Consider the following 21,019-nt stretch of genomic DNA (forward strand, 5'->3'; position numbering starts at 1 on the left):
ATTAGAATGATGGAATATGCTAAACTCTTATTCGATATCAAAAAGTATTTCCGATAATAAGAGTTGCTATGCCATCAGAAGACAAAGAACTTATCCAGGAGTGCCGGCAGGGGAATAAAGGTTCCTTCCGCCTGCTGGTAGAGCGCTACGAGAAAGCCGGTTACGCCCTGGCGTATAATATGCTTTACGATTATGACCTGGCGCGGGATATTTCACAGGAGGCGTGGATAAAAGTGTATACAAACATCCGGAAGTTTGATTTAAACCGTAAGTTTTATCCGTGGTTCGCGCAGATTGTCAATAACCTGTGCATTGATTACCTGCGAAAACATAAAATAAGAACGAAACCGCTTGAGGAGTTTGACGCGATAAAAAGCGATAAGCCGGTTGATGCCGCGGATATTAATGAAAGGCAGGAAATGGTTCGAAGGCTTCTTCAGAAGCTTCCGGAGAAATACCGGGAAGTTCTGGTCCTGAGCGATATCGAAAGCCTGCCTTCCAAGGAAATAGCCGGCATAATTAAATGTAACGATGCAACGGTGAGGTGGCGGATTCACGAGGCGCGCCAGTTATTTAAGAAGGTGTGGGAAGAATATGAAAGAATGCAATAAGATAAAAGAGCTTTTACCGCTTTATGTGAGCCGGGATATTACGGCTTATGAGGTGGAAACCGTGGAAAACCACCTTGCCCTTTGCGGTGAATGCAAGCGCGAGGCGGAAAAATACCAATCCATAAAATCCGAATTGGGCGGTTTAAAGGAAGTCAGCCGTCCGCCGGAATTCTGGATTGGCTACGAGCGTTCACTTTATGATAAGATAGAAACTATTGGAAGCGCAAAGCCCGCCTGGCAGTTTGCGCTCTTGAGGACTGCGGCGGTGTTGCTCATCGGCATCTTGACTGGATATTTCGTTGCGCCGTTTATAGGCTTAAAATCTCCGCAGGAGACTGTTGAGGAGCCGGGAATCGGCATTGTTAAAGCGGAAGATCCCTCGGTTAAAATAATAGCCAACGAAACACTCGGTCTAAAGCTTTATCCGGTCAGCGAAGCCTTAGGCGCGCATCTCAATATAAATCCGAATTGCGGAATGGTGGTATCCGATTTTATCGGGGAATGTCCGGCGCAGGGATGCGGGTTAATGAAGGGCGATATCATTACGGGAATTAACGGAGAGCCTTTATCAGGCAACTTGGTTCTGCCTTCCGGCAGCAGGATTAACCTGCATATTATCAGGCAGGGCAAGGTTATTAATATCGCAGTCGATTTATTGGAGAAAAGGAGGTAGTTATGAAAAAACTGGCAGGATTTATCATAGTTTTAATGCTGGGGTTTGGAATGGGAATGATAGTGAATTCACTTTATGCCGATGATGGCAAAGAGGAAGCAAAACCTGAACAGGAAGAATTGCAGGTAAAGATAAAGAATTTTATCAAAGACCTCGGAGCGGATGAATCCAAGGTGCGCGATAACGCCACCAAGGAGCTTAAGGATATAGGCGAACCGGCGATTCCGTTCTTGAAAGAGGCTTTAGGAAGCGATGACCCGGAAGTCGTCTGGCGTTCTAAAATTATCCTTAAAGCCATTGAACGCAACAAGCAGAAAGCGGCCAATAAAGAAGAGCCGCAGGAAGATGATAAAGTGCAGGTTTGGCCCAAACTTCCCAAATCATCCAATAATATTCAAATTATCATTCAGGGCAGCCAGCCGTATGAATCATTCAGCCTTTCAAGCGACCAATCGGGCCGGGTTACCGTAACCATCAAGAAAAAGGATAAAGAAGGCGAGGAAAAAGTGGAAACTTACGCCGCGGATTCCATGGAAGAATTTATCAAGCAATATCCCGAACTCGCGGAGAAATACGGATTGAATAAAGAAGAGAAGACGGAAATCCCCGGCATGGACGAAGATGAACTTCTGGAGGATTTCGGCAAGTCATGGGGCAATGAATTCGACCGCGTCCGCAAGCAGATGGAACAAATGGATGAGATGATGAAGAAAATGTTCGAAGGGCAGGGTTTGGATGATTGGCCGGATTTGCCCAGGTTAACGCGCCCCAAGAAATCACCGGAAGAGAAATCCGAACCAAAGCTGGAACTGGGCATGGTCGTTTCCGCGATAGAGCCGGCGCTTAAGGAACAGCTGAGCATCAAGGAAGAAGGCGGCATTCTCGTTCGTGAGGTAAAAAAAGACAGCCTTGCGGAAAAGATGGGATTTAAGCAGTGGGATTTGGTCTTGAAAGTGAATGACGAGGATATCAACAGCATCTGGACATTCCGCAGGCAGATGATGGAAAAACTGGATAAGGGTGAGGTGGAAATTACCGTTATCCGCAAAGCCGAAAAACAGGTGCTGAAGTATAAGAAGTGACTGAAAAGTCATCCCGAATTTATTTCGGGATCCAGTGTAGATTCTGAACCCCGCCTGCCCAGAATAGATGCTGAAATAAATTCAGCATGACAGTTTCGGGGTTCAGAATGACATGTTTCGCGCTCATAGGAGGGGAATCGAGAAAGGAGGATTTGTATGCGTAGTGAAACGAAGTCCCGATGCATATCGGGAAATAGAAAATGGGTGATGGGACTAACGCTTTTTATCGGGATTATTGCCGGGATAATTATCGCCAAATATTACGAGCTTTCCGTAATGCAGGCGGATGAAGAAGCCGACAAGAGGCATGCCAAACTCCAAAAAGAACTGCGGGATACTAATGATCCTATTCAGCTTTTTGCCAAGGTGGCTGAAGTAGTAAAGCCATCGGTTGTTAATATCAGCACTCTTAAAAATATCAACCTGGTTTATGAGGATTTCCCGTTCTTCAGTTCTCCACGCCAGCAACAGCAAATCGGTTCCGGCGTAATCGTGGATGCGGATGGCTATATCCTGACCAATTACCATGTGGTCGGCGGCGCGGATGAGATAAAAGTAATCCTGGCTGATAAAAGGGAATTTAAGGGAAAGGTTATCGGCGGCGATGAGATGACCGACCTAGCTGTGGTTAGAATCAAGGCGAAAAACCTGATACCGGCGGCCATGGGAGATTCCGATTCAACGAAAATCGGTGAATGGGTCGTGGCTATCGGCAATCCTTTTGGGCTGGATAATACCGTGACATCAGGCATTATCAGCGCCCGGCGTGAGGCTTTTAATGTTAGCGGAAAAGGAAATGATTTTATCCAGACTGATGCGGCAATTAATCCTGGTAATTCAGGCGGTCCGCTGGTCAATCTCAAAGGAGAAGTTATCGGCATTAATTCTTCAATCCTTACCAGAAGCGGTGGATACCAGGGAATCGGTTTTGCCATACCTTCCAACCAGGCTAAGATAATCATGGCCAGGCTCATCGAATCAGGGAAAATCCAGCGTCCGTATCTGGGCGTTTACCTGAGTGAAATAAACGAATCACTGGCGCGCCATTATGGATTAAGCGGATTACAGGTATTGCTTAAGGAATTGAAAATAAAAGAGCCGGTTGGTGCTTTTATCATGGGGATAGAAAAGAAATCACCATCTGAAAAAGCGGGCTTGCTGGAAGGCGATGTGGTGGTAATTTATAACAAGGAAAAGATAACGAATCCCGGTGAATTAGTCGCGCTTATCGGCAAATCCAAGATAGGGGATACGGTTGAAGTTACGGTTGTTCGCGATGGCAAGGAACAGTCCTTTAAAGTAACGGTGGGGGAGCGGGAATAAGCGAATATCAGAACATCAGATTATCAGTGGAGTCGGATGGGAGTTGGCATGGAGTTGGGACACGCTGCCTAATCTCAAATAAATCAACATAATACAAACGATTTATTCGTCTAAGCCGTTCGTTTTTGCGGGAAATACGGGTATTTTCATCTCTTATAGCTGGATAGATTCTCGTATCATCCCTTATTGTTCCATATAAGTTCGAGATTAAGAATTCTAAAAATGCCAGAATGTATTAAACTAATCCCGGCAACAGGGCAGTTTTGGGAAGCTTATAAATTTCGCACCCTCCTAGACAGATAAAAACACCCCCCTCTACCCATCCCCCCTATACCCCCAGGGGTATCCCTCTCTGGGGTATACCGAGAACGAAAAGGGAGTATATAGAATTTCTATTTAAGGGGAATAAAACTAATTATTCGGGTAAGAGCCGGTATCACTACCCCCTCTACCCACCTCCCCTATACCCCCCTCCCTAACCCCATTCTGGGGGAGTAGAAAAACTGGGATAGAGGGTGCGAAGGTAAAACGAACATATTGATTAAAAAAGTCCACAGCACCAAAAGCTTACTTTTGTGTGCACTTGACTGCCCCAAAAACCATGTTTTTTGGGCATTTTGTAAGGTGCGAAGCCTACCTTTAGGGGCGGATTTAGCTCATCCGTTTAATCCACTTATTGATTCTAAATATATTGAGAATGGGAGCGAATATACCTGTCTCGCTGGCAAGGCGGGTGGGTTTTTATACCCATGGTTCCCTTTTTCAGTTGACAAAGTTCCCTTTTTGGGTTGACATAATCAGTGTGTATTTATGTGTGTTTATTTAGCCGTCAGTTTTTCCATTATCGCTGGATGAGCGAGTCGCCTTTTATCCTGCCGCGGTATGTCTTCATTATTTTCCCTGCATAAAATGCCGTCTTTTTAGCAAGCAGGTTATTATCCTTCTTTCCGAGCGGCTTAAACCTGCAGGGCGTTTGTCAGGATTTACCCACGCACCACCATGGGGTGCGGGATTTCGCTCACAAAACCCCGTAATCCAAAGATACCATCCCGCCCCGATGTACATCGGGACGGGGTGGAGCTTCACTACAAATACGAGCAGTCCGCGGTGCGGGTCATCGCCAAAGACTATGCTTTGAAATTCATCACCCGGATATTCTGAAGCCCCCCGACGTTCGTCGTGGGGCTCCCTATCAATCCCCGGCCTGGGGCGGGAAGTAAAGCTGAGCGGGGTCTATTATCAAAGGCGCGGAATTCCTTATTAAGGAAAAATAATCAGGAAAACGGTAACGCATATTCTGACTATATGACTTAACCTCCGGCAGTTCAAGGCAGCTATACCACAAACTATTAGTAAAATCTTGATTTATTGCCTCGCCTTGGGTATACTTTAAGCCCATAATGAAGAAATCAACCAAACTCACTGCCGTGGCGCTTTCCATATTCCCCGGACTGGGCCAAATCCTGACCGGCCGATACATGCGAGGGTTTATCCTTTTTTTCTCCTTCCTCCTCTTTATGGATTTCGCGCTGGTAATCATCCCTTGCCTCTGGAGCGATTATTATGTAAGGGATATTTCACGTGCTCTGGTTATTTCATCCGTTCTTATCTGGTGTTATAATATTATGGATATCCTGCGGATTGTCTGGTGGCTCGAAAGGGCTTCGCTTACTGAGAAAAAAGCCCCGTTTTTCCAAAAGACAATCGCCTATTACCTGCAGAATAACTTCCCCGAAGCGCGCAAGGAACTTAAAAATATACTGCGCCTGGACCGTGATGACGCGGATGCGCTCTTTTACCTGGGGGCGATAGCGCATCGGGAAGGGAAGTATCCGGCGGCGATTCGGTTCTTCCATTATTGCCTCCAATTAGACCAGACGGAAAAATGGAGATGGGAAATTTCCCAACTAATCGCCGGGCAAGGACAGTAATTGTATTAATATATTTGAAAAGTGCTGAGTTATTTGATTACTTATTGCTTAAGCTCTAAAAGAAATAATTTTATATGGCAGAACAATTGACTTACAAAAGCTCCGGGGTGGATACCCAAGCCAAGGACGGCGTGATTGACCGTATCTTCAAGATGATGCGCCGGACTTATGATCCGCGGGTGATAGAATTACCTTGGGGTTTTTCCGGATTGTTTTCGCTCCAGTCCAAGCACCAGCTTTTCAGGAAGGCGTATAAGAATCCGGTCCTGGTTGCCTGCACAGATGGAGTGGGCACCAAGCTCAAGATTGCCGTGATGATGGATAAGCACGATACGGTCGGGATTGACCTGGTTGCCATGAGCATTAACGATTTGATTGTCTGCGGGGCGGAACCGCTTTTCTTCCTGGATTACCTGGCAGTCGGGAAAGTAGAGGAGAATGTTATTGTTGATTTGGTCAAGGGCATTGTCACCGGATGCGAGCAGTCCGGTTGCGCCCTTTTAGGGGGCGAAACAGCCGAGATGCCCGGATTTTATCCGCCCGGCGAATATGATATGGCCGGATTTGCCGTCGGCATGGCGGAAAAGAGCCGCATCATTACCGGGAAGGGCATAAAAGCGGGAGACATAGTAATTGGATTAGCTTCAAACGGCATCCACAGTAACGGTTATTCTCTGGTCAGGAAAGTGTTTTTTGACAAGGCACATATGAAGGTTTCAACCCATATCGACGAGTTTGGCTCCACTTTAGGCGAGGAACTTTTGAGGCCGACCAGGATTTATGCCAGGGCGATGCGTGATTTACACCGCTTTTACCGGGTGAAGAACGCCATTAAAGGCATCGCGCATATCACCGGAGGCGGAATAATGGAAAATGTCCCGCGCGTCCTGCCAAAGGGCGTTTCGATTGAAATAGAAAAAAGCAAATGGAAAGTCCCGCCGGTATTTTCCGTAATCCAGAAAACAGGTAATGTTCCCGAACAGGAAATGTTCAGGGTTTTTAATATGGGAATCGGCCTTATAATCATCGTGGATTCTTATTTCGCCGGGGCGATATTGAAACGTCTGGTGAAAAGCGGAGAAAAGCCTTTTGCCATCGGGCAGGTCAAAAAAGGCAATCAGCAGGTCATCATAAAATAGGAGAATATAAAAATGAGCCGTAAAATTATTATGTGTTTGATGTCATTGGGCTTGGCTTTTGCGTTTTTAGGTTTCGGCTGCGCTTCTTCATCCAAGCTGAATGATTGCATCATGGAAATAAACCGCTTGCGTACGCAGACCGATTATTTCAATAAGGAAAACCAGGAATTAAAGGCAAAGATGAAGGATTTTGAAGGTAACATAGAAAGGCTGAAGTTTGATTTGGGGCTTGTCCGGAAAGAAGTGATGGATATGAAAAGTGGTGGTCCCCAGCCGACCCAGCCCGAACAGGTTGATAAACTGATAAAGGAATTGGCCAATCCGGAATCCGATATCGCATTGGTAAGCGAAAAACTACGCGAATACGGGAAACAATCCGTAATCGCCTTGGTCCAGAGATTGAAGGATACGGATATTGATTTTTTAAGGCGGGTGGAAATGTCTTTAGAGCGGATGGCTCCTTCGGATGCTGTGCCGCTTCTTCTGGATGCTTTAAGGCAGCCGGAAATCCGTAATTCTGCCGCCAGGGTATTGGGGCGGCTTAACGACCGCTCGGCTGTTTTACCGCTTGCCGAATATCTTAAAAAAGGCGAGGATTCAGATTTTGTGTTTACAGTGGCCGAATCGCTGGTTAAACTGAAAGACCGGCGGGGGATACCGGTCTTGATAGAAAACCTGAAAAGCGATAATTCTGCCAGGCGCGCTTTGTCTTTTGACGCTCTTTCCAAATCCACCGGGCAGACTTTTAATTATAAGCCGTATCTTTCCGAAGAGGAGCGGATTATGGCCGTGCAGAAATGGGAAGAGTGGTGGGCTAAAGAAGGCGATAAGTTCGATTTTAAATAATAATGCCTATGGCCGAGAATGATTGCTTCCGCGTAATATTGCGGCAAAAAATAGTTTCGATCGTCAGGGCAAGCCATCCGGAAGATGCCGAAAACACCGTTCGGGCGATAGCCAAAGGCGGCATTAAGGCAATAGAAATTTCCCTGAATACACCTGGTGCTTTGAAGGCCATTGGAAATATCTTAGCCGATAAAAAGCGCGATTTTTTTATCGGAGTCGGTACGGTGCTTGAGCTTTCCGTTTGCAAGCAATTATTGAGGATGGGAGTGGATTTTTTGGTTTCGCCTGTGGCGGATGAGAAGATTATCCGGCTTTGCAAGAAACACAAGAAAGTTATGATTCCCGGTGCCTTTACCCCAACTGAAATATTGAATGCCCAACGTTTGGGAGCTGATTTAGTAAAAATATTCCCGGTTTCTTCAGTCGGAGCTCTTTATATAAAAGACCTCAAAACACCATTCCCTGATATTCATCTGGTTGCGACCGGGCAAGTGAATAGTGAAAATATTAATGAGTATTTTGAGGCGGGCGCTTCTGCCGCAGCAATCGGTGGGGCGATTGCCAACCCAAAGGCAATTAGCGAGGGTAATTTTGCTTCCATTACACGCCGTGCCGAACACTTCCTGAAATTATCGGAAAAGTGAAATTTTACTTGAAATTCCCAGCGGGATTTGCTATGATATAAAATTCTTGTTTTAGGATATTTTGGAATTATTATTTATGGTTAGGACTATAGTCCTAACCATTGAAAATCACATTGGTTATTGTGTAATAATTTTCTTATTATTAGAAGGAGGAAAGGATATGAAGCTGAAACCGTTAGGAGACAAGGTTTTGGTGCAACGAGTTGAGGGAGAGACCAAAACCAAGGGCGGCATAGTATTGCCGGATACTGCCAAGGAAAAGCCGAAAGAGGGTAAAGTGATTGCCGTAGGCGAAGGGAAACTGCTTGATAGCGGCAGCCGTTCAAAACCCAATGTCAAGGTGGGGGACCGTGTAGTTTTCGCGTCTTTCGCCGGAAGCGAAGTGAAAGTGGAAGAAAAAGAATATCTTATAATGCCCGAGGAAGATATCCTCGCAGTGATTGAATAATTAATTTAGCTAAAAGGAGGAAGTATAGTATGGGAGCAAAAAGGATTCTTTACGACCAGGACGCTCGCGAAGCAATCAAGGAAGGCGTGGTTGCTTTATCAAAAGCCGTTAAGGTTACTCTGGGCCCGAGAGGGCGAAACGTAATTCTGGAAAAGAAATTCGGCGCGCCGACCATAACCAAAGACGGCGTAACCGTGGCAAAAGAAATTGAACTTAAGGATCCGTATGAAAACATGGGGGCCCAAATGGTTAAGGAAGTTGCCTCCAAAACCAGTGATATCGCCGGAGACGGGACAACCACTGCCACATTGTTAGCCGAAGCAATTTTCCTGGAAGGGCTTAAAAATGTTGCGGCCGGTGCCAATCCGATGGAACTGAAAAACGGCATCGAAAAAGCCGTCGAGACCATTGTCGATGAGCTTAAAAAGATGAGCGTTAAGGTTAAAGGCAAGGAAGAAATCGCACAGGTCGGTTCGATTGCCGCCAATTCCGATACCGAAATAGGCAACATGATTGCCGAAGCTATGGAAAAAGTTGGCAAGGACGGCGTTATTACCGTTGAAGAAGGAAAAGGCCTGAAGACCGATGTAGAATGGGTGGAAGGTATGCAGTTCGACCGCGGTTACATTTCTCCTTATTTTGTCACCGATACGCAGAATATGGAAGCTGTCCTAGACGACGTCTATATTTTGATTTACGAGAAAAAGATTTCAGCCGTAAAAGACCTGGTTCCCTTGCTGGAAAAAACAGCAAAGACCGGAAGGCCTCTCTTAATAGTTGCCGAAGAGATTGAAGGCGAAGCCTTGGCTACTTTGGTGGTTAATAAGCTCAGAGGCACATTGAGAATTTGTGCGGTAAAAGCACCCGGTTACGGCGACAGGCGTAAATCCATGCTGGAAGATATTGCGGTTCTGACCGGTGGACAGGCTATTTTTGAAGACCTCGGCATAGAGTTGGAAAAGCTGGAGCTTAATCAACTCGGCCGTGCAAAGAAGGTTACGGTCGATAAGGATAACACCACGATTATCGAAGGCGCGGGAGATACCAAAGCCATTCAGGGGAGAATCAACCAGATCAGGAAAGAAATGGAAACAACCACTTCCGATTATGACAAGGAAAAACTTCAGGAAAGGCTTGCCAAACTTACCGGTGGAGTTGCCCAGATTAATGTCGGTGCGGCTACCGAAGTCGAGATGAAAGAACGTAAAGCCCGCATTGAAGATGCTCTACATGCCACCAAGGCAGCGGTTGAAGAAGGCATTCTGCCTGGCGGCGGAGTAGCCCTTTTGAGGAGCATTGCCGCTCTTGATAAAATCAAGGCGAAAGGCGATGTGGCAACTGGCGTGGATATTATTCGACGTTCGCTGGAAGCCCCGATAAAGCAGATTGCCGATAACGCCGGAATTAACGGCGCGGTGGTTTGCCAGAAAGTCAGGGAAGAAAAAGGCAATTTCGGGTTTGATGCCGGAAAGCTGGAGTATACCGATATGGTGAAATCAGGGATTATTGATCCGACTAAGGTTGTCCGTTCGGCTTTGCAGTACGCTTCAAGCGTTGCTTCGCTGCTCCTGACGACCGAAGCGGTAATCGGTGAAATTCCTGAGAAAAAGGAAAAGATGCCTCCGATGCCTCCGGGAGGCGGCGGGTACGGCGGAGAAGATATGTATTAAGGATATTTGCCTAAACTAAAATCAGAGGGGCGTGCCGAAAGTCGCGCCCCTCTTTTCATTTGCAAGATTATTTGTTAAATTATATTTTTTTATTGCATTCCATTCTGAAATATTGTAATCTTTAGATTAAATTTAAAAAGGAATATTAGAAATGTCATTTACGCCGAGAGAAATTTTTCTGACCAAAGGAGTCGGACGCCATAAGGAGGAATTAGCCAGCTTTGAAGAATCCTTGCGAGATGCCGGTATTGCCCATCTTAATCTCGTCCATGTCTCAAGCATTTTTCCCCCGTATTGCATACTCGTCTCTCGCGAAAGGGGATTGAAGAAGCTTAAACCGGGGCAGATTACTTTTTGCGTGCTGGCGCGCAATTCAACCAATGAGAATAGGCGCCTGATTGCCACGTCAATAGGCCTGGCGATTCCTACAGACCGCAGCCAGCATGGATATCTTTCCGAACACCATAGTTTCGGAGAGACCGATGACCAGTCAGGAGATTATGCGGAAGATTTGGCCGCTTCAATGCTGGCCACCATTTTAGGATTGCAATTTGACCCCGATGCGAACTGGGATAAGAAAAAAGAGATTTGGAAGATAAGCGGTGAAATCGTAAAAACCACCAATATAACCCAATCCGCAATCGGCGCAAAAGGTCTCTGGACAACCTCAATTGCCGTTGCTGTGTTTATTCCTTAGAGCTGATGAAATCTTCAGACCTGTTGCCTCAATTCCGACAAGGCGAAAAATCAAAGTTCATTATTTTGCCGGTGCCGTACGAAAAAACCACTTCTTATAAAAAGGGGGCGGCTAAGGGGCCTGAGGCGATTATTTCCGCGTTGAACCAGGTGGAGTTTTACGATGAGGAGTTAATGACAGAAACGTGGCGTTTTGGGGTTCACACTATTCCGTTAAAGAAGATAAAATCAGCTTTGCCATTTAGTGCGCCACCGGAGAAATTTCTACCAAAGCTTTCCGGATATATTGAAAACTTTGTCCGGAACAGCCGTGTTATCGTCGGATTAGGCGGGGAGCATTCTATCAGTTACGGTTTGGTGAAGCCGTATTGTGACAAATACAAGGACCTTTCGGTTTTGCATTTTGACGCGCATTCTGATTTGCGTGATGAATACAACGGCACTCCCTATAGCCACGCATCCGTAATGAGGCGCATTTCTGAATTATCTCCGGTTACCCAGGTCGGTATTAGAAGTATCAGTGAAGGTGACTACAAGATAATCAATAAAGGCAATATCCGGACTTTCTTTGCGCACCAAATGCGCGGCAAGGATATTAAAAAGATAGCTAAACAGATTGATAAGACTCTTTCCGGGAATGTCTATATTACGATTGACCTTGATGTCTTTGACCCAGCATATATGCCCGGGGTAGGGACGCCTGAGCCGGGTGGTTTATCATGGTATGAAATCCTTGATATCTTAAAGACGATTTGCCATACTCACACGATTGTTGGGTTTGATGTTGTGGAACTTTGTCCGTTAAAAGGAAATAATATATCCGAGTTCACCGCGGCAAAACTTGTTTACAGGATGATTGGTTACCTGACGACTTGATTTATGCGTATCAAATATATTGTTTTATCGTTACTTATTTGCGTTATTTTCCCGCTTGCTATAGTAACACAGGAAGATTTTTTTGGTGATGCTTTTTACGTCAATAACGGTAGCATGGTGACCAGCCCGGAGTTTTATAACATTAAACAGTTATGGGTTGAAATCGGCAAATTGAACCCGGATATAGTAACTAAGAATAAGTTGAAAGAGTATCAGCGTCAATTGGAAGGTTATATTGAAGACCTGGAAAAACAGTGCCTTTGCGGCAGGTGGACGAAACAGTTTTTATTGTACGAAATGGATTATCTATGTTCTGAATTGATCAGAAAAAAAGATAATATTGAGACAAAAACCTTACCCGAGGAAGAACGTGCTATAACGTTTTGGAAAGAATTGGAATTTTGTAATGAAGGTGGGGTTACCTTGCTGACGTTGAAGGAATATGATACTTGGCTAGGGACTTTGCTGGCAAATCGTTTTCGCCGGACGTTTAAGAATATGGCCGGCATGTCATTTAAGAAACGCCTTGAGGCGCTTAAAATAACGGCCGATCAATATAAGGATAAAATCATTAAAGCCTTTGATAAAGTTGCCGAATATCAAAATTTATCCGCAGCAACATTCCATAACGTTATTATAGGAAAGAGCAAGGATGAATTGAAAAATATAATGTTCCGCTCCGGGAATGAGTGGGTTGAACACAACTCCCGTAAAGGCAGAGAATTTTTTGAGACAGACCTGATTGAAATTAAATCCATAGACGATATTAAAGTAGTGTTAACTGACCGCAGACATGTTATTTTGGAAGGAGGCTCTTTTGTTACCGGATGGGAGATTTTACCGAATATTCCGGAAACCCTTGGACAAGAAATTGACAAGCTGATTGAGTTGTTAAATAACGATGATTGGGAAACCAGGGAAAATGCCACGAAAGAACTCATCGGGATAGGAGATTCCGTTGTCAATCCATTGAAGGAATCATTAAACAGCCGAGAACCGGAAGTCCGGATGCGTGCCAGTATGATTATTAAGAAAATAGAACAGGCGAAAGATCCGCTTCTTCAGATACGTACTGTTATTGAATCATACATGAGCCAACATCAGGCAATTCCGCTAAAGGAATTACTTCAAATAGGTGATATTAACCAGATTGCGAAGGTATTAGGGCCGATGCTTAGCGAAAGCCAAAATGAAATGATATCTGAAGAAGAAGCAATGTCTGTAGAGTTATTATATAAGTTATACGAAGAGGTAATGGGTGAGGTTGAGCAGAACCGCTAAAGTAATTTTAACCTTAATTAGTTTTATCCGGTAAAGTTATTGCATATCAAAAGACCCGCGTATTAATGCTGTTCGGGTAATCATACCTTTTTTTCACCAGCCGGTTTTGCTGCCGGGGCTGGTTGGGCAGGGGTAGCGGTGCCTTCTTCTTTCTTGGCGCCGGTTAGTGCAGCCAGTTTTTTCCCGTTCATAATCCTTATTTTACGCTGAGCCCGCTTGAGGTTTTTATGGAATGACCTTAATTCTTCAGGTTTGGATTTATCTTTGTTTTTCTTGGATTCACTAATTTTACTTTTCAAAACTTTAACTTTTTCCTGCAGAATTTCTAATTTTACCATAATCCTCCTTTAGTGCGTTATTTAAAGGTTATCATTTAATCTTATTTAAATATAACTGTCAAGTTTTATTGGACATATATCGTCTGTTGTGGTATAATAACGATTTTTAATACCCACAAAAATTCTGCCTATAGCTATGAGAAATAATTTGATATCCGTACGCGGAGCGAAAGAACATAACCTAAAAAACATCAATATGGATATCCCGCGTGATAAGCTGGTTGTGGTAACCGGTGTGTCCGGTTCCGGAAAATCTTCTTTGGTTTTTGATACTATCTATGCGGAGGGGCAGCGCCGGTATATTGAAAGCCTTTCTGCTTATGCACGCCAATTTCTTGAGCAGATGACCAAACCGGATGTGGAGCATATCGAAGGGTTGCCCCCGACTATTTCTATTGAACAGCGTTCATGGGTGGGAACGCCGCGTTCTATCGTCGCGACAACCACAGAAATATATGATTATTTAAGAGTTCTTTTCGCCCGTATCGGCCAGGCTCATTGCTACAAATGCCAAAGGGAAATAACCATACAATCATCCCAACAAATAGTTGATCAGATTATGAAACTCCCGTCAGGAGCAAGGGTTATCCTTTTGTCGCCTGTGGTTAGGGGCAGGAAAGGAATCCACCGCGATGTTTTTGACCGCATAAAAAGAGAAGGGTTCGTCCGTGTCCGGGTGGATGGCAAGTTGCTGGAAATGGCAACAGTAAAGAAGCTTAATCTTCCCAAGAATAAAAAACATAATATAGAAATATTGGTTGACAGGATTGTTCTTGACGAAAATATCCGTAACCGCTTAAGCGATTCGGTTGAAACCGCCTTGCGGTTAGGAGAGGGGTTGATAATTGTAAGTCGTGAAAATAACGGGCATTGGGAAGATACTGTTTACAGCGAACATTATGCTTGCCCTGAATGCGGTGTTAATATTGCCGAACTTTCTCCCAGAATGTTTTCGTTTAATTCACCGTACGGCGCCTGTTTGGTTTGTAATGGGTTAGGGACAAAAATAGAATTAGATGTTGAATTGATCGTTCCGCAGCCTGGTCTTTCTCTGAAAGAAGGAGCGGTTGAACCTTTTCGCAGGTTAGGACACCGCATGGCAATATATTACTATTCGGTGCTCCGGGACTTTGCCCGTTCCTTTGAAGTGAGTTACGAAATGCCTTTTTATAAAATACCGGAATCAAAGCGCAAGATTCTTCTTTACGGTTCTAAGCCGGAAGATGAGGAACGCTACGGCGCCTCGTTTGAAGGTATCGTGCCCATGTTGGAACGGCGTTTTCATAATACAACCAGCGATTATGTGAAAAGGCGTATTATGGATTACATGAGTGAGTTGCCATGCCCGTCATGTAACGGGGCAAGGCTTAGACCTGAGCCTTTGGCTGTCAGGATAGGAGGTAAGAACATCCACGAAATAATTAAAATGACTATTGAGTCTGCTTACGATTTCTTCTGTAAATTAAGCCTTAATGGCGAAGAAGCATTAATTGCAAAAGGATTAATGAAAGAAATAAAAGGCCGTTTAAACTTCCTGATAGATGTCGGCTTGTCTTATCTTACTCTAGACCGCAAAAGCAGCACGTTAGCCGGAGGAGAATCGCAGCGTATCCGCTTGGCTTCTCAGGTTGGTTCCGGATTAGTCGGCGTATGTTACGTTCTTGATGAGCCGACTATCGGTTTGCACCAGAGCGATAATGAGCGTTTGCTGGGCACTCTTAAAAGGTTGCGTGATTTAGGCAATACGGTCATAGTGGTGGAACATGATGAAGATACTATCAGAACCGCTGATTATCTTTTTGATATAGGCCCTGGGGCAGGTAAGCACGGTGGTGAAATTATTTCCCAGGGTACGTTTGAAGAAGTAATTAAGCAGAACAAAACTCTTACAAGCCAGTATTTGACGGGCACTCTTAAAATTCAATTCCCTAAAGAGCGCCGCCCGATAAAAGAAGATAATATGTTGCAGATAATCGGAGCGCGGGAAAATAATCTTAAGAATATAAATGTGAATATTCCGTTGGGATGCTTTTGCTGCGTTACCGGAGTTTCCGGTTCAGGGAAAAGCACTTTGATTGAGGAGGTGTTGTATAAAGGATTACGCCGTAAGCTTTATAAAACCCGCGAAAAGGCAGGAGTTCATAGTGAGATTATCGGCACGGAAAACATCAACCACGTTATCGTTATAGATCAGTCCCCGATTGGCCGGACCCCTCGTTCGAATCCAGCGACTTATACCGGAGTATTTGATGAGATAAGGAAATTATTTGCCCAGACCAAAGAAGCTAAAATGCGCGGATATCAGTCAGGAAGGTTCAGCTTTAATCTTAAAGGCGGTCGTTGTGCTTCCTGTGAAGGGCAGGGGACTAAAGTGATTGAAATGCACTTCCTGCCTGATGTTCATATTGTCTGCGCCGAATGCAAAGGCAATCGTTATAATAGGGAAACACTTGAAATAAAATATAAAGGGAAAAATATTGCAGAGGTGTTGGATATGGAAATAACCAGTGCCCTTGATTTCTTCCAGAATATTCCTTCAATATACCAGATTCTTAAAACGCTTGATGATGTCGGATTGGGATATATGACCCTGGGACAATCATCCATTACGTTATCCGGTGGTGAAGCGCAGCGGATAAAACTGGCTTCCGAATTGACCAGTGTATCAAACAGCCAGACACTTTACCTTTTAGATGAACCTACTACCGGCTTGCACTTTTCGGATATATCCAAGCTGCTTAAAGTCCTTAACGAATTGGTTAACCGTGGTAATACTGTTTTAGTGATTGAACACAATCCCCATGTTATAAAGATGGCCGATTATTTGATAGATCTCGGCCCGGGCGGGGGAGACCATGGTGGGAAAGTGGTGGCAACAGGAACTCCCGAAGAAGTGGCCGCTAATCCCCATTCGATTACGGGTAAAGTAATTAAAAAGTATTTAGGGTCCAATTAAAATTGACACCGATTGGATAAGGTGGTTAACTCATGATTTAAGGAGTAAAAAATGGCTTTTTTTTCCAAGCGTAAATTGAGAAGGGTCCAAACTGACCGTGTCAAGTCTGCCTCGGGGCAGGAAAATGGTTTTGGAAGCACAAGACCTCTTACCAATATCCTGCTTGGCGTTTTGGCGGTGGTGATAATCATCGCTGTTCTGGGGATTAACCATGCCGAAGATGTTGCATCGCTTATCACCATCATATTTGTCACGTCTATGGTGGTGTTTATCATGGGTTGTTATCTTTTTACACTGGAAGCGCATTTGTTTTCCTATTTAACCAGGATATTTTCGTTTAGTTTGTTGTCACTTTCTTTATTTGTATTTATTACGTTGTTTCAGCAATTTGGTTGGAAATTGGACTATTATCATTTTTTACCGATTACTTTACTTACCATGATTATCACTGTGGGGTACTCACGGGAACTGGCGATTATCAATGTTTTCTTCCAGGCTTTTCTTCTTTGGGCAATCAATCATCCTGTATTTGATGTCTTAATGCTTCACTGCCCGGCTTCAATAATAGCATCGCTTGGTTTAGTCAATATCAGGAACAGGTCGAAAATCATCAGATTAGGCATCGCTTCCGGGATTATTCTTTTTATCATGATTATTGTAAAAGGAATTATTGATAATAAACTTCCATCGGATATATTTTCCGTGCTGTTCTGGTCTTCGGAGACGATTGAAAATGCTTTGAGGGGGCTAGGGAACGGGGTGATTTCCGGCTTTATACTTTTAGGTATTCTTCCCGCTCTGGAAAAGATTTTCGGGGTGGTGACCAACCTTTCGCTTTTAGAGCTGGCTGATTTAAACCAGCCGCTCTTGAAGCGGCTGGCCCTTGAAGCGCCCGGAACTTACCACCATTCTTTAAGGGTTGGTGACCTGGCGCAGGCCGCGGCAGAGGCAATCGATGCTGATGCTATGCTTGCCAGGGTCGGCGCGTATTACCACGATGTCGGTAAACTCAATAAACCGGAATATTTTGTGGAAAATGAAGCCGGAACTAATAGCAAACACAAAGACCTTTCGCCGACCATGAGCACCTTGATTATTACCGCTCATGTTAAAGATGGATTGGAAATGGCGAGAGAAGGAAAGTTGCCAAAGAAAATCCAGGCTTTTGTGTCACAGCATCATGGCACCTCCGTCATGAAATATTTCTATCGAGAGGCATTAGAAAAGGTTGGAAGTAATGGTAATGATGACGAAGCGGCCGAGAAAAATGGTTCGGATAAAGAAACGGTGGATGCGGAATCATTCCGTTATCCAGGCCCTAAACCGCAGTTTAAAGAAGTGGGTATTGTCCTTTTGGCCGATGGCGTTGAGGCGACATCCCGGACCATCCGTAATATTACGCCGGGGAAACTGAAAAGCATGGTCCATGATATTGTGATGGCGCGCTTGGCAGAAGGGCAGTTGGACCAGAGCGACCTTACCATGAGGGATTTTAAGAAAATAGAGGATACTTTTATCAAAGTTTTGGCGGGCATTTTCCACGCTCGCATTGAATATCCTAAAGCGCAGCCCGGCGAGTCTTCTTAGCACAGCCATGATAAAAATCCATATAGCCAACCGGCAGGGATATCTTACTGTGAATCGTTCCCTGATAGTAAAAATATATAAATCCGTCCTTAAGGGAAAACAGAGTGGGAATGTTTCGGTTAGCCTTGTTATAACCGATAACAGGACAATCCGCGAAACAAATAGGTTGTTTCTTAGGCATAATCGTATTACCGATGTTATGAGTTTCCCGTTATCAGATGATTCGGACAATTTGCTCGGAGAGATTTTTGTCTCAGCCCAAAAGGCTCTCCAGGAATCACGTAAAAGAAAAATACCGGCTCAACAGGAATTGTTACGCTACTGTGTTCACGGTCTTTTACATTTATTAGGCTATGATGATACTACTCTTTCTAAAAAGAAGATAATGTGGGAAAAACAGGAAGCATTAATTAACTTATACTTCAATCCCAGTTGTTGACCTTAGTCTTCAGGGAAATCTGTATCGGGTCTGTTACTTCCTCGGGTGTATGAGCGTCTTTGCTCCATAGATCATATCTTGTGATGTTACGGGCCTCAGGTGGCGGTGGATTCCTGCTTGAGTAATTGTGCTGTTGGTTATTTCGGTAATAATAAGGATATCCCAAATGACTCATCCACTCGCCGTTACTTCCGATTTCATGCGACTTAAAAGGGTAATACTCTTTTTTAGGAGGGTCGCTTAATGGGTCGCCTTTTAATTCCGATACGAAAACATTCGAGGAAAAGCTGGATTTGTCTTGGGGATAGCGGGAATGGTCGGCATAATAGGATTCTAAAGACTTTGCCATTTCCAAGATTTTAGCGTTTGAGGTTTTTTCTTTTGAACCGTTTATTAAGGGAGGAAGATTGATCATTAAGGCAGCCGCTAAGATGCATATTATGGCTATGACCACCAATATTTCAATCAAAGTAAATCCGTTTTGTTTCTTTATCATAAGAGTCCTTTTCTATATAAATATAACACAAAGCTTTTGTTTTGTCACCTAAATTTTGGATAACCAGTGATTTTTATTTATTTCTTGCCTTCAGGTGAATCATCAGGACCGATATATCTGCAGGGGTTATGCCGGCAATACGGCCGGCCTGTCCTAATGAAATCGGGCGGAATTTTTCCAGCTTGTTCTTTGCTTCTTTGCTTAAATGTGAGATTGTCAGGTAGTTAATGTCAGCAGGAAGTTTCAGGCCTTCCATCTTCTTGGCGCGTTCTATCTGAACTATTTGCCGTTTAAGATAGCCCTCGTATTTGACTTCTATTTCCACCTGTCCTTTTGCCTCTTTGGAAATATCAAGTTTCTTCAAAGCGGGCGACAGCTTTTCCAATTCACTATAAGGCATCCTGGGGTTTTTCAGGAACTGGTATAATGTTTTCCCTTTATATTTATTTTTCTTGAGGAATTCAATCCCTTTTTGAATCTCTGATTCTTTTTTATCCAGAGCATATTTTTGTTTCTTATTAATCAAACCAAATTCATATCCGTATTTCATCAGTCGCCTATCCGCATTATCGCTTCGCAGCATCAGGCGGTATTCAGCGCGTGAAGTAAACATCCGGTATGGTTCGGTTGGGCCGAGCGTAATCAGGTCGTCAATTAAAACTCCGATATATGCCTCGTCGCGCCTCAGGATAAACGGCGGCTTATTCTTTAGTTTTAGAACTGCATTTATCCCTGCCATTATTCCCTGTGCCCCGGCTTCCTCATATCCGGAAGTTCCGTTTATCTGACCGGCTAAAAATAGGTTTTCTATTTGCCTTGTTTCAAGATTAGGTTTTATCTGGTAGGGGAGCACGAAATCATATTCTATCGCATATCCGTAACGCAGGAATTTTGCCTTTTCTAAGCCATTAATGGAATGAACCATGTCTTCCTGCACATCCTTGGGTAGGCTCGTTGAAATTCCATTGCAGTATATCCATTCCGTATCTTTTCCTTCCGGTTCCAGGAATACCTGGTGCTGGGGAGCTTCGGCAAAGCGTACCACTTTATCTTCTATGGAAGGGCAGTAGCGCGGGCCTACGGCCTTAATTTGTCCTGTATATAACGGTGCACGCTTCAGGTTTGAATTGATAATCTTATGCGTTTGAGCATTTGTATGGGTAATGTAACACGGAACCTGTTCCTGTGAGATTTTCTCCGTTGAATAGGAAAAAGGCATCGGGCTTTTATCGCCCGGTTGGGGAATTAACCGGCTGAAATCAATGCTTCCTGCGTCCAAGCGCGGGGGCGTGCCGGTTTTTAATCTGCCTATTTCCAGTCCGAGCTTTCTTAAACTGCCTGATATATTTTCAGCCGAAAGTTCATTTATCCTTCCACCGATTGATTTTTCCGGTCCGATGTGGATAAGCCCTTTCATAAAAGTGCCGGTGGTGATAATCACCATATCTCCCTGATAAACTTTTCCTTTATGCCCTTTAACCCCGACTGCTTTATTCCCTTCAGTGATTATTTCATCTATGATATCCTCTGTTAATGTAAGGTTGGATTGCTTCTCCAGAACATTTCTCATGTAATATGAATAAGACTGTTTATCGCATTGGGCGCGGGGGGATTGAACAGCCGGACCTTTGCCGGTATTAAGCACCCGGAATTGTATTCCGGTAGCATCCGTGGCGCGTGCCATTTCTCCTCCTAAGGCGTCAATCTCCCGGACTAATTGTCCTTTGGCAAGCCCGCCGATGGCGGGATTACAGGACATCTGTGCGATTGTTTCCAGCTTGATTGTGAGGAGAAGCGTCTTAGCGCCCATCCGTGCGGAAGACAAGGCCGCCTCGCATCCGGCATGCCCAGCGCCGACCATAATTACTTCATATTTCCGGTCCATTGGTGTAAGATTATATCATATCCGCAATAATAAATCAATTTCTACCGCTTTTCCGCGGCTAGCCGTTTAATTAATAATTGACAATATAAATATGCTAA

Annotated in this window: 19 protein-coding genes; 16 read left to right on the top strand and 3 right to left on the bottom strand. The window is 44.3% G+C overall.

What is annotated here, in order from left to right:
* Positions 1-68: 68 nt before the first annotated feature.
* The 13 genes from HY811_04330 to HY811_04390 all read left to right on the top strand — a co-directional run bounded on the left by HY811_04330 (position 69) and on the right by HY811_04390 (position 13,220).
* Entirely contained in the window at positions 69-611 is a 543-nt protein-coding gene (locus HY811_04330; protein ID MBI4834031.1) for a sigma-70 family RNA polymerase sigma factor, read from the top strand.
* The gene (locus tag HY811_04335; protein MBI4834032.1) at positions 595-1,284 is read left to right on the top strand and encodes a zf-HC2 domain-containing protein; all 690 of its coding nucleotides are present in this window, start codon (positions 595-597) and stop codon (positions 1,282-1,284) included. Before HY811_04330 ends, HY811_04335 begins: the two co-directional genes overlap by 17 nt.
* A gap of 2 nt (positions 1,285-1,286) precedes the next feature.
* Complete coding sequence (locus tag HY811_04340; GenBank protein MBI4834033.1) at positions 1,287-2,366, top strand: PDZ domain-containing protein; 1,080 nt, start codon at positions 1,287-1,289, stop codon at positions 2,364-2,366.
* Positions 2,367-2,522: 156 nt separating this feature from the next.
* Positions 2,523-3,689, top strand: a complete 1,167-nt coding sequence (locus HY811_04345; protein MBI4834034.1) for a trypsin-like peptidase domain-containing protein — start codon at positions 2,523-2,525, stop codon at positions 3,687-3,689.
* Between the two features lie 1,400 nt (positions 3,690-5,089).
* Complete coding sequence (locus tag HY811_04350; GenBank protein MBI4834035.1) at positions 5,090-5,620, top strand: tetratricopeptide repeat protein; 531 nt, start codon at positions 5,090-5,092, stop codon at positions 5,618-5,620.
* A gap of 74 nt (positions 5,621-5,694) precedes the next feature.
* Positions 5,695-6,759: a phosphoribosylformylglycinamidine cyclo-ligase gene (locus HY811_04355; protein MBI4834036.1), complete on the top strand. Its 1,065-nt coding sequence runs from the start codon at positions 5,695-5,697 to the stop codon at positions 6,757-6,759.
* A gap of 12 nt (positions 6,760-6,771) precedes the next feature.
* Complete coding sequence (locus HY811_04360; GenBank protein ID MBI4834037.1) at positions 6,772-7,605, top strand: HEAT repeat domain-containing protein; 834 nt, start codon at positions 6,772-6,774, stop codon at positions 7,603-7,605.
* A gap of 8 nt (positions 7,606-7,613) precedes the next feature.
* Positions 7,614-8,249, top strand: a complete 636-nt coding sequence (locus HY811_04365) for a bifunctional 4-hydroxy-2-oxoglutarate aldolase/2-dehydro-3-deoxy-phosphogluconate aldolase (protein MBI4834038.1) — start codon at positions 7,614-7,616, stop codon at positions 8,247-8,249.
* 160 nt (positions 8,250-8,409) lie between these two features.
* Positions 8,410-8,697 carry a co-chaperone GroES gene (gene groES / locus HY811_04370; GenBank protein MBI4834039.1) on the top strand — a complete coding sequence of 96 codons (288 nt, stop codon included), beginning with the start codon at positions 8,410-8,412 and terminating at the stop codon, positions 8,695-8,697.
* Positions 8,698-8,726: 29 nt separating this feature from the next.
* A complete protein-coding gene (gene groL / locus HY811_04375; GenBank protein ID MBI4834040.1) occupies positions 8,727-10,367 on the top strand; it encodes a chaperonin GroEL in 1,641 nt (546 codons plus the stop codon).
* Positions 10,368-10,518: 151 nt separating this feature from the next.
* Positions 10,519-11,064 carry an arginine decarboxylase, pyruvoyl-dependent gene (locus HY811_04380; protein ID MBI4834041.1) on the top strand — a complete coding sequence of 182 codons (546 nt, stop codon included), beginning with the start codon at positions 10,519-10,521 and terminating at the stop codon, positions 11,062-11,064.
* 5 nt (positions 11,065-11,069) lie between these two features.
* Positions 11,070-11,939 (top strand): agmatinase, encoded by an 870-nt coding sequence (speB, locus tag HY811_04385; protein ID MBI4834042.1) that lies wholly within the window; start codon positions 11,070-11,072, stop codon positions 11,937-11,939.
* 3 nt (positions 11,940-11,942) lie between these two features.
* Positions 11,943-13,220 carry a HEAT repeat domain-containing protein gene (locus tag HY811_04390; GenBank protein MBI4834043.1) on the top strand — a complete coding sequence of 426 codons (1,278 nt, stop codon included), beginning with the start codon at positions 11,943-11,945 and terminating at the stop codon, positions 13,218-13,220.
* An 80-nt stretch (positions 13,221-13,300) separates the two neighbouring features.
* Here HY811_04390 and HY811_04395 read toward each other — a convergent pair whose 3' ends face one another.
* The gene (locus HY811_04395; protein MBI4834044.1) at positions 13,301-13,558 is read right to left on the bottom strand and encodes a hypothetical protein; all 258 of its coding nucleotides are present in this window, start codon (positions 13,556-13,558) and stop codon (positions 13,301-13,303) included.
* Positions 13,559-13,694: 136 nt separating this feature from the next.
* Between HY811_04395 and uvrA the strand changes: the two genes are divergently transcribed.
* The 3 genes from uvrA to ybeY are packed head-to-tail and all read left to right on the top strand — an operon-like array spanning position 13,695 to position 18,540.
* On the top strand, positions 13,695-16,514 hold the full coding sequence (uvrA, locus tag HY811_04400) for an excinuclease ABC subunit UvrA (protein ID MBI4834045.1): 2,820 nt from the start codon (positions 13,695-13,697) through the stop codon (positions 16,512-16,514).
* 51 nt (positions 16,515-16,565) lie between these two features.
* On the top strand, positions 16,566-18,101 hold the full coding sequence (locus HY811_04405) for an HDIG domain-containing protein (protein MBI4834046.1): 1,536 nt from the start codon (positions 16,566-16,568) through the stop codon (positions 18,099-18,101).
* 7 nt (positions 18,102-18,108) lie between these two features.
* Positions 18,109-18,540 carry an rRNA maturation RNase YbeY gene (gene ybeY / locus HY811_04410; protein ID MBI4834047.1) on the top strand — a complete coding sequence of 144 codons (432 nt, stop codon included), beginning with the start codon at positions 18,109-18,111 and terminating at the stop codon, positions 18,538-18,540.
* Here ybeY and HY811_04415 read toward each other — a convergent pair.
* Together HY811_04415 and mnmG are read right to left on the bottom strand one after the other, a co-directional pair.
* Positions 18,524-19,036: a type II secretion system protein gene (locus HY811_04415; GenBank protein ID MBI4834048.1), complete on the bottom strand. Its 513-nt coding sequence runs from the start codon at positions 19,034-19,036 to the stop codon at positions 18,524-18,526. The genes ybeY and HY811_04415 overlap by 17 nt on opposite strands.
* 73 nt (positions 19,037-19,109) lie before the next feature.
* Positions 19,110-20,921, bottom strand: a complete 1,812-nt coding sequence (gene mnmG, locus HY811_04420; protein MBI4834049.1) for a tRNA uridine-5-carboxymethylaminomethyl(34) synthesis enzyme MnmG — start codon at positions 20,919-20,921, stop codon at positions 19,110-19,112.
* Positions 20,922-21,019: the final 98 nt, after the last annotated feature.

This window comes from Planctomycetota bacterium (genome assembly GCA_016207825.1).
Taxonomy (GTDB): Bacteria; Planctomycetota; MHYJ01; order JACQXL01; family JACQZI01; genus JACQZI01.